The sequence below is a fragment of the Rossellomorea sp. LjRoot5 genome (assembly GCF_964253455.1).
Taxonomy (GTDB): Bacteria; Bacillota; Bacilli; order Bacillales; family Bacillaceae_B; genus Rossellomorea.
Genome location: NZ_CAXUQN020000001.1, coordinates 1818219 through 1833098, shown reverse-complemented (window position 1 = coordinate 1833098; position 14880 = coordinate 1818219). Strand labels below are relative to the sequence as shown.

Below are 14880 nucleotides of genomic sequence, written 5' to 3'. Positions count from 1 at the left end.
ATATGAAACAACTTCCCGCCCATTATTATGACGTGTTGGAAGAATTGCAGGCGATCGATTTCGTCATTGTCGATCTCACTCTGTACCTGGACACCCACCCGGAAGACTATGAAGCCATCTCACAGTACAATATGTATGTAAAAACGCGAAAACAAATTAAAAAGAAGTTTGAAAAGGAGTTCGGTCCCCTGACCCATTATGGGTACAGCTACTCCAATTACCCGTGGGATTGGAAAGATGCACCGTGGCCATGGCAAGTGTGAGATAAGTGCATGCCTGTCATCATACACTCCCAGTGCTTCCATGAAGCACTGGATTCTTATTTACTGCCATGAAATAGATTGATATCCCATTCTTTTTTCATTTTATCGTATACATGATGCCTCTTTTTCCACGCTTCTTCTTTCCATAAATCTTTACTGCGATCGATGACTTCGCATCTTAATGCATGATATTCTTTCTCTTTCTTTTCCTTTTTTTCATATAATATTTTTGCAGCTCCGAATAGCACAACCAGAAACAGTGCCATGAATAAATGAATGGAATCAGATACAAAGATAGAGAACATCGCAGCAAACGAGTATGAATAAGGGCCTAACACGAATTTCGTCAAATAATACAGAAAAAAGAAGGATGCAAACATTGCCCCCCATAATGCATAAAGGTGAAGGGCCTTCGCTTTATCAAATTTTTGTTTTTTTTCAATCAGGTTATAGAGCATTTGCTCCGTTGCTTGATCTGTCCATTCCCCAAATCCCTTTCCTCCCCGGTCCATCTATATACACCCCTTCCCTCCTTATAATGTATGAGCATGTCCAGTGAGATAGAATCAGCATATTAAAATGGATACGTAATGTTATATCCTAAAGATGATTGTTGCAAATAAATGTAAATTCCCCATAAAAAAACACCCGTCCCCATATGATGGGGAGGATGTTTTATTGATCCAACGGGATTTCCAACACTTGGCCTGTTTGGATTTCAGTATCCTGAATCTTATTCCATTCTTTGATCCGATCAACGCCAGATGGGGAATGGTAGTAATTCATGGCGATCCGGTACAAGGTTTCCTTTGGTTTAACCGTATGATACACAACCTTGACCTTTGGTTCTTCTTTCTCTATTTCCTGTGGTTCTTCTTTTGGTTCCTTTTTAATCTGCTCCTTCGGCTTTTCTTCTACCGTTTCTTTAGGTGGTGGCCCCGAGGCTTGTTGATTCTTCTCACCCGTAGAGGAAGCGGACTCTTTCGATGATGCCTTTTTCTGTTCCTTTTCAGGAGGCTCTTCTTCCGTTTGAGGGGCCACGGCAGCCTCACTTTCTTCTTGTTCATTTTCTTGATCATAACGGACTTCAACCACGTCATCTACATCTTCCGACATGACGACCAGGGGACCATTTCTGTGATCGTAAAAAGAGTAAATGCCAAAAACAGTCAGAGGCAATAAAATAAAAAATAAGAGCAGCATACTGATCACAGGATATTTCATTTTCCATTTGTTCTTTTGATGTTTTTCTCTGTGCAGCTCACTTCTTGGCGGAAGCGGCTCCCTTTTTTTGGCGGGTGGTTCCTCAGGGACTCGTTCAATTTTTATCTTCCGTTTCGCTGCCTGATCTCGATATGGGTCTTTACTCATGTGACATCCCTTCTTTACTTCTTTGTCTTCCATTCTTACGCATGTGTAAGCCGAGTAAAAAATCGATGACAAAGTGCATGATGATCGTAACCAATAAATTATCTGTGGATTCATAAATGAAACCGATCCAAAAGCTGAGCAGTACTATATTGATGATTAAAAACCAGTGAGCCCAATACCTGAAATGAATGAGTGCGAAAATAATGCTTGAGATGACCAGTCCAAAATGAAATTGAAGCACACCCCTGAATAATACCTCTTCACTTACACTGATAAAAAAAGCTAAAAGGGCAATTTCCCCGATGCTTCGATTAGTGAATATCCGTGCATTGACCCCGCCATCGTCATAGTATTTAGCAGGTAACACCTTCATCAGGAGGATATCGATCATGACGATCAGGAGACCGCTCGTCATCCCGACCGTAAAAATGATGGGGGAAAACCTGAGCTGTTTCCAGAATTCAGACGTTGCGTCAAATAAAAATATACCTAATACACAGGCAATCGTTAATAGTAAAAATTGAGTAAAATACAAATGGAAAGTTAATTGTTTCTTAGTGAGCTGTTGAATGATTTCCCCTTGCTTCTGCATTGTTACCACTTATCCTAATAATAAATTTTCTAACCTTTTCTCCCAGTTTGTCACACCGGGTTCTTCTCTATTTAACGCGAAAGGCTTGGTCTTGAAATCATCGAGTGAATCACCGCATACATCACAACAAAATGGATGATCCACATTCATTTTCTCATTGAAATAATCGAGCAGCTTCCCCCGTCTGCATGTAACGGCTTGAAGCCAGTTGATCATGGAGTACAGCTTCTCCTTCTTGTATTGTAAACGATTATTCCGGATTTGTTTCACTTTTTCTAGTAATCTATCTTGATCAAATGGCATTCCCCGGGTCAACTCATCTATGTAATACGTAAGGAATCGATACTGCACCTCTGTAAGCTGCAGCTGTTCGATTAACTCCTTCGAATGACCCTTTCTGCTTTCGTTAATAAAACCTCGAATCTGATCATCCTCGGGCAGCTCGCTTTCAATGAGCTGTAAGGGCAAGGAAAGATCCTGTTCTGAGTATAACACGACAGAAACACTACTCTCCCCATCGCGGCCCGCCCTTCCAATTTCCTGTAAAAACGCTTCGATGCTGGATGGGAAATGAAAGTGAATGACGAATCGGATATTTTCTTTATTCACTCCCATCCCAAACGCTGAGGTTGCACAGATCATTCTCAGTTTTCCCGAAAGGAATTGCTGCTGAATTAAGATCCGGTCCTCTTGCTCCATTCCCCCGTGGTAGTGGGCAACATCTGCCACACCTTTCTCTGAAAGCCAGAGGGCAACATCTTCAGCCATACGTTTACTTGAGAAATATACTACCCCCGGACCCGACCACGCTCTCACACACTCTAACAAAGTATTCAGCTTTTCACTTTGTCCGGCTACCCTATTAACAAATAATCCAATATTCCCGCGATCGACTGAATAAACCATTTCAACAGCATGATTCATTTGAAGCACCTGCTTGATGTCTTCCCTGACTTCCTTTGTCGCCGTTGCCGTCAATGCCAGGGTGGTCGGGTTACGGAGCAGCTCCTTCAGATCCCCGAGCTTTAGATAATCCGGCCTGAAATCAGGTCCCCACTGAGATATACAGTGGGCTTCATCAATCACATATAGGGAGATATCCAATGATTGAAGGGAGGATATGACCCCTCGATTCATTAACATTTCAGGGGAAATGAAGATGAACTTATACAGATGTAATTGTTGCAAAGCGTCTCTTCTTTCCATATAGGGCAAAAAAGAATTCAGTGCGATAACCCGCTTTTCCCCCATCACTTTCATCTGTTCCACTTGATCCTGCATTAAAGAGAGCAGGGGAGAAATAATCAACACATGCCCATCCATAAGATATCCAGGCAGCTGATAACACAGCGACTTCCCTGTTCCTGTCGGAAGCATAGCAACCGTATCCTGATGATTCAGTACGGAATGGATAATTTCTTCCTGCCCTTCCCTAAAGGAAGAATAACCGAATCTTTCTTTAAGTTCTCGTTGCAAATTCACGTGTTTCACCTGCCTTTGCGATTGCGACCCGAATTTGAAAATAAGTCAAATGAGGGAGCTTTTCTTTAATGGGCTTGAGTCTTTTCGTTTGTGCTTCCTTCATCACTTTCAGTACATTTACGTATTCTTCCCTGGTAATGAAGGGTTCAATGGCCAAATCTTCTTCTGTTAAAATCAACTCGATGACATGATCTTCAATGGTATTGAGTTTCAATTTACGAATCTGTGCAATTTCTTCGAGGGTATGCCCCCTCTTATATAAGTCGTAAGTCTTGCTGGTCGATATGGTCAAGTTCTGTCTGTGCTCACTTTTCAAGCTGATCGAATATAATAAAGGATAGCCTTCAGGGTCCTTTTCTATTTCTGTCAGCATACCGTGGAGCAAATTCAGGAATCTGAATCTGCACTCTTCTGGATCCATTCCTTTTTTCTCTGCCACCTGAAATTCCGTCCACCCGTAGTCTCGATATCCGGTTAATCGATAGACCAATAATGATGGATCATTCCCTTGAGTATTCAACAGGGTGGTCAGCTCTTTATACAGCTGGGACGAGAGATGGTCACGATTAGGGTGGGTCCTGATACAATCCTTTACCCATTCCTGAATATGTTTGTTCCGCTGAACCGGATAATAGAGTGTTTCCTGTTGTTTGGCATTGGAAAGCACTTGAACCAGAAGGCTCAATCTCATCCAGAATAGACGGGTTTGATCACCATATATGAGCCCGTTCATATCTGAAGGGAAAGGATCACCCAGAAAATGTTCTTTCACGGCTTTGGATCCCTCGAGTGACACTTGGGCATTATCGCTTTCACCAAAAGTGATCCATCCTTCTTTCTCCAATTCCTTTACCTTTTGATTGAAAAAGGGCCGCTTCAGCTTAGGTAATGAAAGGAAAAATGGTTGCAGATGAAAAATATGTGCATCCTGAATGGATTGGGATGACTTCTTTCCTTTTAAAATATGAAATACCGAGTAAACGGAACGTTCTCCACTAATTTGCAAAAAACAGTATAGGATCACATAATGAAGATAGGTCAATTCTCTACTCCTTAATATGTAGGTTATTGTCAAATATTGTACCATGAAATTGGCTTTTCACCATGTTTTGTTTTTCTTATATAGGATAAAAATAAAAAGAAAGCACCTAACTATTGAAAAGTCACTCAATCCTCTATAAAATAAACATTAAGTGATTTTTCACAAATTGACATTGTGTATAATGATGAATTATATAGAATTATTTATTCGGGAGGTTTTTTCTTTGCCAAAATATACGATCGTTGACAAGGATACATGCATTGCATGTGGAGCTTGCGGGGCTGCCGCTCCAGATATTTACGATTATGATGATGAAGGTATTGCATTTGTAACATTAGATGATAACCAGGGAACGGTTGAAGTTCCTGACGTATTGGAAGATGATATGATCGATGCATTCGAAGGTTGCCCGACAGATTCCATTAAAGTATCTGACGAACCATTCGACGGAGATGCACTGAAATTTGAATAGTAAGGATGAAGGCTAAGAAGATCTATTCTTCTTAGCCTTTTTTTATGGTAAGTCATCTCAATAGAAAAACCCCTCAATATAGTTGAGGGGTTTATTTTATATGATCACTATGCCGCTTTGTTTAAGGCCGCTTGCCTTGATAGCAGGCCTTGAAGGCGGACAAACAGTAAGGTAAATACGGATGTAACCAAAATCCCTTTCAAGATGTTGAATGGAACGATTCCGGTAATGATAATTTCAGCAGGAAGCTCGAAGTTCATGAAGTATTTATAAGCAGGCAGGAACACGAAATAATTCAAGATCCCCATGCTTATACTCATGACGACGGTACCTGTGATCAGTCCGATCAACAGACCTTTTTTCGATTGAAAACGTGAATAGATGTAATACGTCGGCAGGATCAAAAGAACTCCCGCAATAAAATTGGCTGCATGACCAATCGGAACACCTGTGTCGCTTCCAGTCATGACATAATCGATCACGTTTTTAAACAGTTCAACCAATATTCCTGCAAGCGGTCCCAGTGTGACCGTCGCAATCAATGCTGGTACATCACTGAAATCAACCATTAGAAACTTTGGAAATGGTGGAATTGGGAAGTTGAATAACATTAGTACATACGATATGGCACTTAGCATACCAACTGTGACAAACATGCGCGTATTCATTTTTTTCATAACTCTCTCTCCTTTAGGAGATTCATCTCAAATCGAAGACGGTTCAAGCCAAAGGCAGCATTAAAAAACTCCCGGATATACATATCCCGGAGAATGAAAGGCATACCCTAATAAACGTTTAGCTTCCCATTTTCTAAACGTTGTGGCCATCACCTTCATCTTCTCCCATCCAGACTATACTGTCGGCTTTGGAATTGCACCAAATCCTGCCCCAAAAGGCTCGCGGGCTTAGAAACACGTGGTTTCATCACCGCCGGTAGGGAATTTCACCCTGCCCCGAAGACGAATCTTTATTTTTTTATACATTCTCATTATACATAAAGTTGAGGGTTATGTGAAGAAAAACAGTTCGAATTCGAACTAATTAGGTGATACCCCTTTTCCACGTTGTTCAGGACGTACTCAATCCACCTTGAGCACCTGTTGCGGATATATCGCCGATGCCGGGTTCAAATCATTCTTCGAGACCAGTTCATCCATATCGATCCCCTCTGCCATAGAGATGGAATAGAGCGTGTCCCCTTGCTTCACTACGTACTGCCCTTCAGGGGATGACCCCCGTATCATCAATCTCTGATTGACCTTTAACTCGGAGCTCTTCAATGCATTTTCCTGCATTATATCTTCAACTGACAAATCGTATTGTCGGGAAATCCCCCAAAGGGTCTCTCCTTCATGTACGATATGCACCCCCTCTTCTGCCCTCTCATCAGGAGGCGATTCCAGATTACCTGCGACACCAACTATCTGGAAAGGATCCTGCTCTTTCGCAAATACAAGCTGCCCGACTTCCCCATGACCGAAAACACGATAGGGATCGATTGCATTTTCTTTATCAATCGTCCACTCCCCCCTATGTACTTCAAAGTGAAGATGGGCCCCCGTTGATCTTCCCGTATTCCCTAATCGTCCAAGTTGTTGACCTTGTGCCACTTCCTGATTTTCATCCACAAGCCTGCTTTGAAGATGGGCATAGACGGTTTCATATCCATTTTCATGCCTGATGAATACAACATGACCATAGCTCTCTGAAAGATAGGATTTGATCACTTTTCCTTTGTCGACAGAATACACAGGCGACCCGGCTTCCCCTCCGATATCCATGCCTTTGTGAGATCCCGACCGGGTACCATATGAATCTGTTACCATGCCTTCTACGGGAAATGTCCAGGAAGCTGTGTCCCCTGATACCTTATCCCCCTCTGCTTTTGCCTCATTACCGGTTAAGAACATCATGAATACACATAATGTTAAAAGAAAAACGATGAAAAGCCTTCTTGCATAATCGAAAATCATGCTTGTCCTCCTTCGCTCTTATTGACTACGTACCTCGACTTCTATATGTATTACACCATTCTAACCTTTTCCCCCTCATTACATGCACCAGCATACTTTTTGAGATATTTTTCCTTTGAGTAGTTTGTCTTTGTATGAGGCAAATATTCATCTCATGGCTAAAAAATAGGAAAGACCAGAATCGGAGGTCAAATCCGCTTCTGGCCTTATGCATGTTATTTAGTTTAGTAAGCTCTTTTTATTCGGGCTGATCGGTGTCTTGATAGGTCCTGTAAAGTCGAAACCGTTCCAGCTTTCCTGTTTGATGTTTTCAAACCGGGCGCTCTCATATCCGGAACTCCTGCTTGTCAGTAATATCCCTTCAATCATCTCCTGTGCGGTTTGTTCGTCTAAAGAGGTCAAATCCAATTCGTTTAAGAAACTGATGGTTACCACTTCATCTGCTTCTGCCACAATGAAATTGATCTCTTTCGGGATGACACTTTGAAAGAGGCCCGTCTCTGCACTTTTCATTGCCTGGATTGCCTCCTTGGTCCCCCCTCTGTTTATATTATCCGGAACTAGGAATCGGTCCTTTCCATTTGGCGAGTATAGATAGTATGCACTGTGTGTATTTTCATTCAAATCAACACTTGAGAATTCTCCCATGGAACTGAATTGAGGGACCGAGCCGTCCTGATTTTTCAGTACGACCTCTTCTAAACCCTTATGTTGGAAGGAATATTGAAGAGAGTGATAAAATGCGTATTCGACTGCACTCCTGCCACTGTAAGAGTGATCAGGCCGGAGAGTGAAGATGACCTTATTTTTGTCAAAAGACACGTCGCCATTTAAAGGAAGGTAGTCTTCAAGTCCCCAGTCCGTTTCAGGTAGCTTCTCGGCAATTTGTTCATGTCTTGTTAACCAGTCTTCTTTTTTCTGTTCTTCGACAATCGATACAGGTATGGGTACTGCATCCGGTGAAACAAGTCCAAAGTTATATAATTCCTTTCCCTTTATGTCATCTTCATAGAGAGAAAGCCTTTTTTTAGGTTCTTGAGGGTCTTCAGACATTGTCAGCTTGTTGTTTTCTTTTTGATTATCTTCCGTCACAGCGACTTTCTCTTCTTTCCTTGATTCGGGAGGAAGTTCTGTTTTCTTCTCCCGGGAAGCCATTTCCATATTATTTTCAGAGCTTCCCGTTGAATCGGCCGTTCCCGTTTCAGGTTTGTCCATGCTGGTTTCCGTTAGTTGATTTAGAACGGTGGGAGCGAGTAGGACCATGATGAATATGGCGGCAAGTGCAGCAACTGCCGGTATGAATCGTTTGAATGAAGCTTGACTTTTCTTTTTTCGACTTTCCATTCTTGCTTGGATATATTGAGAAGTTCGGTCATCTTTGATTTGAGGAAGCTTTTTGATGAGGTACTCAATATCACGATCTTTCCATTCTGACTTGTTCAATGTCTCTTTCCTCCTTTGGGAGCCGATGATTCATTTCAATTCTCAACCATTTGATGGCCCTATGCTGGGTCGTCTTCACTTTGCTTTCTGACCAGCCAAGCACCTCAGAGGTTTCGGTGATTGAAAGTTCCTGTAAGTAACGCATGATGATGACCATTCGAAAGTCCGTTGTGCAGTATTTTAAGCATTCATACAACACTTGGATCTCTTCATTGGCAACGGCGATCTCTTCGGGAAGTGCCCCGTCGTCTGTTATTTCATTGCGACTCCAATCGAATTTATCCAGAATACGGTTTTTCCAGTTTTTTTGTTTTCTGAAATGATCAATCGCTACATTTTTCGCAATGGAAAAAAGCCAGGTCTTTTCGGAGCTTTTCCCTTCGAAATTCTCATGAGATTTAAGCACCCTTATATAGACTTCTTGAACTAGGTCTTCAGCCTGCTGTTTATTTTGTACCATGTATATGAGGAATTGAAATACATCCTGATGATAAGCAGAGTATAATTTCTCAAAAACGGAGTTCACTTTATTCCCTCCCCGTCAGATTATTAGTCGTTTTATATGTAAAAAAGTTACACACTATCAATATAGTATTATTCAGGTGAAAAGGAAAGACCCAGATTGACGGGAAACAGCATGGAAAAAGCCAGCAGGGAGAATCACCCTGCTGGCCCATTTTCTCTTTTTCAACAACCTTCTTGAAATAAAACAAAAAATAAAGAATGTTTCCCATGTAACAAGAAAAATCGTCATGTTTCTATGGAGATGATCGATAATTGGCTAAATAGGGAGAAAGAAAGTGAAGGTTGTCCCTTGATCGACTTTGCTTTGCACCTGAATATGCCCCTTATGGGATTCAATGATATTTTTAGCGATGGCGAGGCCGAGACCTGTTCCCGACTTCCCTCTTGTTCTGGCTTTGTCCGCCTTGTAAAAACGCTCGAATACAAAGGGAAGATCTTCTTCAGGTATGCCGGAACCCGTGTCTTTGACATGGAACAGATATCCGCCTTTTTTTTCCGTCAGGCAAACCGTCACTTCCCCTCCCGTTGGCGTATGCCTCAAAGCATTATCGATGAGATTCGTTAATACTTGTTCAATTCGATCGGGGTCCATAATGATTTCTTTATTCATCTCCACATCACTTTCAAAGTAGATGAAAACCTTTTTTTCCTTGGCCAATCCGATGAACTTGTTTGTCACTCTTTCCGTGAAAGGCATCACTTCGATGACATCCTTGTTCAGGGTGATATGCCCGGCTTCCATGCGGGCAAGATCCAGGAGATCATTCACGAGCCTTCCCATGCGTAGCGATTCATCATAGATGATGCGGGCAATTTCTTTCTTCTCTTCTTCCGATCCTGCAATATCATCCACGATCGCTTCACTATACCCTTGCAGCATGGAAATGGGTGTGCGCAGTTCGTGGGAGACGTTGGCGATGAAATCCTTACGAAGCTTATCCAATCTCCGCTCTTCGGTCATGTCACGAACCACCGCGACCGCTCCCCTGATATTGTTATTATTATATAGGGGGCTCACGATCACTACGTAGGATCGCCCTTGCAGACTCAGTTCATCAGTTTGTTCCATTTCAGTTACGACCACACTCTGCAATAACTCTCTTACAGTCGTCGGTATCGCTTCTTCACCCTCTTCACTTTGTTCGTAATACCAGTGTTGTAGGAAACGATCTGCAGGGGGGTTCGTGATCAGGATGGTCCCGTCCCGATTAAAGGTGATTACACCATCAGCCATACTGCTGAGAATGGATGAAAGCTGTTCTTTTTCCTGACTGAGTGCATTGATATGAAACTTCAACTGCCTTCCCATTTGATTGAAGCCTGTAGCAAGTTCACCGATTTCATCCTTCGTCAGGATCGGTACCTTTGTATCGAACTTCCCCTTTGCCACTTCGAAAGCCGCTTCCCTCATTTTCCGGAGCGGTGCAGTGATACGTGTGGAAAGGAAAAAGGCAAAGATGGTCGTAAGAATGATGGCAATCCCTGCCGCAAGCAGAATCAGTTTGGTGGTTTGTCGTGTCGTATCTTTGATTACCCCAAGGGACTGATAGAGATAAACGGCTCCATCTTCCCCATTAATATGAAGGGGCGTCCCGACTACGATGACATTCTCATATCGATTAGACGACTCCTTGGATAATTCAACCTCTTTTTTAACGGTTATTTCCTTTGATTTGACTGACTGTAGCTTGTTATCCTTCGAGATATACTGGTGGATCTTCTTTTGAAAGACAGTCGAGTCTTGAGAATAAAAAGATTGGTTTTGATCCAGGGAAATGATGATATTCACAGGTTCATCGATGATTTCTTTCCCCAGTTCCATTCCGATGGTCAGATCATTATGATTCTCGATGACCCTGGCTACTTTTTCAGCCGTATGGGTCAGCTCTTTCTCCACTACACCTACATGATAATTCTGAAAAAATTCCAGCAATAAGATGGTAAGTATAAATAATACAAAGGAAACCAGAAGCAGGATGGTCACCCACAGTTTCCCTACTACACTACGCCAAAGCCTCATTCATTTGTTACCTCGAATTTATAGCCCACTCCCCATACGGTTACGATCATTTTAGCTGCCATTTCAGACACTTTGTTCAGCTTCTCCCTTAATCGTTTCACATGAGTATCCACCGTACGCAAATCACCGAAGAATTCGTAATGCCATACTTCCTTCAGAAGGTGCTCACGATCAAATACTTTATCAGGAGCTTTCGCAAGGAAATATAAGAGTTCATATTCTTTAGGGGTCAAATTGACATCGATTCCATCCGCCGATACCCGGTGTGCATCATTATCGATTGTCAGATGGGGATAAACGATCAGGTCCTTTGCTTTTGCATCCGTCTGAATGAAACTTGATTTTGTGGAGCGTCGTAAAAGTGCCTTCACTCTGAGAACCACTTCACGGGGTGAGAAAGGCTTTACGATATAGTCGTCGGTCCCGACTTCGAAACCTTGTACCCTATTCACTTCTTCACCCTTGGCAGTAAGCATGATGACGGGGGTCGCCTTGCTTTCCCGAAGGTGCTGACACACTTCGATTCCATCCATTCCAGGCATCATGATATCCAATAGGATGCAATCATAGTTTTGTTCGAGAGCCATTTCCAACGCTTGTTCTCCATTCTCCGCTTCATCGATTTCATAGTTTTCTCTTTCTAAATACATCTTTAGCAGTCTTCTGATTCGATCTTCATCATCTACAACCAGAATGCGAATATTTTCTTCCATGGGTACATCCCCCTTTGTATATTTACACTATATTATCCTCTATTTTGTATAAAAAAAGAAGCTGACTGGGAAGAGAATTGTATTCTCATGGTTGTCAGCTCCTTCCTTTCCTTACGATTGATTAAGCGTATGAGTGTAACCCTGCAATAATTAGATTAACCGCTATAAGGTTGAATAGAATGATCGCAACCCCAACAACAGCAAGCCATGCCGATTTCTCGCCATGCCAGCCTTTAGACATGCGGAGGTGGAGAAAGGCTGCATAGAATAAGAATGTAACCAATGCCCAGACCTCTTTAGGATCCCATCCCCAAAAGCGGGTCCAGGCGATCTGTGCCCAGATCATGGCAAAGATGAGTCCCCCAAGAGTGAATACCGGGAAGCCGATCAATACAGAACGGTAACCGATTTCGTCCATCAGGTCGAGGTTCACATTCTTTACAAGCGGCTGCATCTTAGCAGCGATCCGCTTTCTGAAGATCAAGCGGAGAAGAAGATAAATGACTGTTCCGATCATAAATGACCAAATCACGGTATTTAATTTCTTCGCATTGATGAGAGCAGGCATTTCAACGAGCGGCTCCATCACGTCTTCGCTTAATAGTTCACCTTTATTCGGACCTACCAGGGCAGGGAGGGTGTATTCAGAAACCGCCTCTTCACCCTGTTGATTCACGTATTGAAAGTTCGCTTCGTAATGCCCAAGGGTAAATGCCGTCGAGGCGACAACAAACCCCAGTACGATAACCAGTGAATACATCACAGTTTCGAGCCAGAATGACTGCCTGCTGCCTTTTGTATGCTGAACTGATTTCAGTAAGTAGATCAGTCCTGCCACGAAGCTGATGGAAAGAATCGCTTCCCCTGCCGAAACGGTTGTGACGTGGATCTTCAACCAATCACTTTGAAGTGCAGGGATGAGTGGACTGATGTCCTTTGGAAACATGCTGGCGTATGCAATCACCAAAAGGGCGAATGGCAGTGCAATGACACCAAGTATCGTCGTCTTATACATAAAGTAAAGAATGATGAAGGCTCCGACAAGCATCATACCGAAAAAGGTCGTAAATTCGAATAAATTACTTACAGGTGCATGTCCCGAAGCGCCCCATCTAAGAAAGAAGTACCCCAATTGAGAGGCAAATCCGACAAGGGTTAAAGCAATCCCGATAAAGCCCCATTTCTTCTGGTTCGTTTCCGTTGTATTCTTTTGACGGATACTCCCGCCAAAAAACAGAGTCGCAATCAAATACATGATGAAGGATACGTAAAGTAAATTACTGCTCCACTCTGCCATTGTTGTCGTTGACATCCTCATTCCTCCTTACATCGTCCTTTTGTTGTTGATCGACAGGCTCATTGATTCCAGTGCCTTCCAATACAAGGCTGATTTCATTTTTCAAACCATGCCAGTTTTTGTTCGTATGTCCGGCTACGATGAGTCCATCCCCATCATCACTCCGCCTGATCCAGATCCTTCTGTGATGCCAGTAGGCACCCTGTATAACACCGATCATGAAGATTGCTCCTCCAAGAGCCAGGATCCAGAGGGTAAGATCTTTATGTACGGTTAAGGCCGATACATCTCTCGTCTCGACACCTGCAAATGACAATTTATAGGCATTTTCACCTAAGGGCTCAAGGTTTTTTCGGATTCCTACAAAACTGATTTCACCTTCGGGCTTTTCAGGTGAGAATAATTTAAACAGAAATGCCGGATTATTTGGCAGGGGAGATTTGGTTTGCGGTTCACCCTGTTCGTTGAACCCCGAGAAATCCGGATAATATCCCATAAGTTCTGCTTTATACCCATCTTCAAACGTATACGCATTTTGCGGATCGAATAAATCGACTGTGAATTTACCGAAGCTTTCCCCTGACTCTTTATTATCCAGGGTAAATGACATGGATTTGAATTCATCCAGTTTATAACTTGTTTGGTAGACAGCAAAATTCCCGAATTTAAGAGGATGGTTTACTTTAATGGAATCCTCCTGTTCTTTCGTGCGTTCTGCCTTTTGACCGGGAACGCGATCTCCTGATTCCTTATACAGGATCACATCCGATTGGAAATTCTTCGCGATAGTCCCGTTTTTGTCAATCGCTTCACCGAATACTTCTTTATCCTTATTCTTGTCGTATGTCTCCAGGGTGAATCCTTTGTTTTCTAAGTAATATTCCTGGTCCGTACCCGGAACCGCTCTCGTTTCTCCTTCACGGATCCACACCGTTTCGTCGATGTACATCCCCGGGACGAATCGAAGCATGCCTCCGAATAAGAAGATGATAAGACCGATATGATTTACATAGGGACCCCATCTTGAGAAACGGTTCTTCTCTGCAAGGATATTTCCATCCTCTTCCCGGATCTTATATTTTTTCCGGGTCAGCTTTTCTTTTATTTTGCCGAGGGATTCATGATATTCGGTCGTGTCCGTTTTCCCATATATCCTTTGACGTTTCAAGAAGCCGACATGCCTTGAGACACGTTGGTTCTTCAAGGCTCGATAGAGGGGAATCACCCGGTCCAGGCTGCATATGACGAGGGAAACACCAATGGATGCAATTAATAGCAAGTACCACCATGAGCTATATAGATCATGGAAACCTACCGTATAGTATAGTTCTCCGAAAAAACCATAGACATCTTCATAGTATTCATCTGCAGGCTGACCATTTGGAATATACTGTTCCTGGGGCAGTATCGTTCCCACTGCTGAAGCAATAAGCGTGGTGACGATTAACCACACGCCCACTTTCACAGATGAAAAGAAATTCCAAATCTTATCTATAATCGATTTATTATACGTTTGGGAACGTCTTGCACTCCCCTCGTAACGCATGTCATGGAGCATTTCATTCTTTGCTTCCTCCGTTAAAGCCCGTCCACAGGATTCACAGAGAACGGTACCAATTGGATTCACATGACCGCATACACATTTAATCTCTTTCATGCTAAAACTCCTTATTTCAAGTTAAACTGC

General features: G+C 42.7%; 15 protein-coding genes and 1 riboswitch. Of the genes, 2 read left to right on the top strand and 13 right to left on the bottom strand.

Annotation, left to right across the window (positions count from 1 at the left end; translation table 11 throughout):
- The first annotated feature begins 2 nt into the window (after positions 1-2).
- Complete coding sequence (locus ACSQ2E_RS09355) at positions 3-263, top strand: spore coat protein CotJB (protein ID WP_435990278.1); 261 nt, start codon at positions 3-5, stop codon at positions 261-263.
- 56 nt (positions 264-319) lie between these two features.
- Here ACSQ2E_RS09355 and ACSQ2E_RS09350 read toward each other — a convergent pair whose 3' ends face one another.
- From ACSQ2E_RS09350 to ACSQ2E_RS09330, 5 genes are all read right to left on the bottom strand, one after another.
- On the bottom strand, positions 320-775 hold the full coding sequence (locus ACSQ2E_RS09350) for a DUF2663 family protein (RefSeq protein WP_435990277.1): 456 nt from the start codon (positions 773-775) through the stop codon (positions 320-322).
- 163 nt (positions 776-938) lie between these two features.
- Positions 939-1634 carry a LysM peptidoglycan-binding domain-containing protein gene (locus ACSQ2E_RS09345; RefSeq protein ID WP_435990276.1) on the bottom strand — a complete coding sequence of 232 codons (696 nt, stop codon included), beginning with the start codon at positions 1632-1634 and terminating at the stop codon, positions 939-941.
- Positions 1627-2226, bottom strand: a complete 600-nt coding sequence (locus ACSQ2E_RS09340; protein ID WP_435990275.1) for a CPBP family intramembrane glutamic endopeptidase — start codon at positions 2224-2226, stop codon at positions 1627-1629. Before ACSQ2E_RS09340 ends, ACSQ2E_RS09345 begins: the two co-directional genes overlap by 8 nt.
- 9 nt (positions 2227-2235) lie before the next feature.
- Positions 2236-3708 carry a RecQ family ATP-dependent DNA helicase gene (locus tag ACSQ2E_RS09335; protein WP_435990274.1) on the bottom strand — a complete coding sequence of 491 codons (1473 nt, stop codon included), beginning with the start codon at positions 3706-3708 and terminating at the stop codon, positions 2236-2238.
- Complete coding sequence (locus ACSQ2E_RS09330; protein ID WP_435990273.1) at positions 3686-4750, bottom strand: helix-turn-helix domain-containing protein; 1065 nt, start codon at positions 4748-4750, stop codon at positions 3686-3688. Before ACSQ2E_RS09330 ends, ACSQ2E_RS09335 begins: the two co-directional genes overlap by 23 nt.
- 223 nt (positions 4751-4973) lie before the next feature.
- Between ACSQ2E_RS09330 and ACSQ2E_RS09325 the strand changes: the two genes are divergently transcribed.
- Complete coding sequence (locus ACSQ2E_RS09325; RefSeq protein WP_034758261.1) at positions 4974-5222, top strand: ferredoxin; 249 nt, start codon at positions 4974-4976, stop codon at positions 5220-5222.
- Positions 5223-5329: 107 nt separating this feature from the next.
- Here ACSQ2E_RS09325 and ACSQ2E_RS09320 read toward each other — a convergent pair whose 3' ends face one another.
- The 8 genes from ACSQ2E_RS09320 to resB form a co-directional block, all read right to left on the bottom strand.
- The gene (locus ACSQ2E_RS09320) at positions 5330-5899 is read right to left on the bottom strand and encodes an ECF transporter S component (RefSeq protein WP_435990272.1); all 570 of its coding nucleotides are present in this window, start codon (positions 5897-5899) and stop codon (positions 5330-5332) included.
- A 153-nt stretch (positions 5900-6052) separates the two neighbouring features.
- Positions 6053-6187, bottom strand: a riboswitch (FMN riboswitch).
- Between the two features lie 114 nt (positions 6188-6301).
- Positions 6302-7195 (bottom strand): peptidoglycan DD-metalloendopeptidase family protein, encoded by an 894-nt coding sequence (locus tag ACSQ2E_RS09315; RefSeq protein WP_435990271.1) that lies wholly within the window; start codon positions 7193-7195, stop codon positions 6302-6304.
- Positions 7196-7414: 219 nt separating this feature from the next.
- Complete coding sequence (locus tag ACSQ2E_RS09310) at positions 7415-8638, bottom strand: hypothetical protein (protein WP_435990270.1); 1224 nt, start codon at positions 8636-8638, stop codon at positions 7415-7417.
- Entirely contained in the window at positions 8610-9164 is a 555-nt protein-coding gene (gene sigX / locus ACSQ2E_RS09305; RefSeq protein WP_435990269.1) for an RNA polymerase sigma factor SigX, read from the bottom strand. The genes ACSQ2E_RS09310 and sigX overlap by 29 nt, the downstream gene beginning before the upstream one ends.
- Positions 9165-9419: 255 nt before the next feature.
- A complete protein-coding gene (locus ACSQ2E_RS09300; RefSeq protein ID WP_435990268.1) occupies positions 9420-11183 on the bottom strand; it encodes an ATP-binding protein in 1764 nt (587 codons plus the stop codon).
- A complete protein-coding gene (locus tag ACSQ2E_RS09295) occupies positions 11180-11896 on the bottom strand; it encodes a response regulator transcription factor (RefSeq protein WP_034758246.1) in 717 nt (238 codons plus the stop codon). The genes ACSQ2E_RS09300 and ACSQ2E_RS09295 overlap by 4 nt, the downstream gene beginning before the upstream one ends.
- A 121-nt stretch (positions 11897-12017) precedes the next feature.
- Positions 12018-13193 (bottom strand): c-type cytochrome biogenesis protein CcsB, encoded by a 1176-nt coding sequence (gene ccsB / locus ACSQ2E_RS09290; protein WP_435994479.1) that lies wholly within the window; start codon positions 13191-13193, stop codon positions 12018-12020.
- On the bottom strand, positions 13174-14850 hold the full coding sequence (resB, locus tag ACSQ2E_RS09285) for a cytochrome c biogenesis protein ResB (protein WP_435990267.1): 1677 nt from the start codon (positions 14848-14850) through the stop codon (positions 13174-13176). Before resB ends, ccsB begins: the two co-directional genes overlap by 20 nt.
- Positions 14851-14880 lie beyond the last annotated feature (30 nt).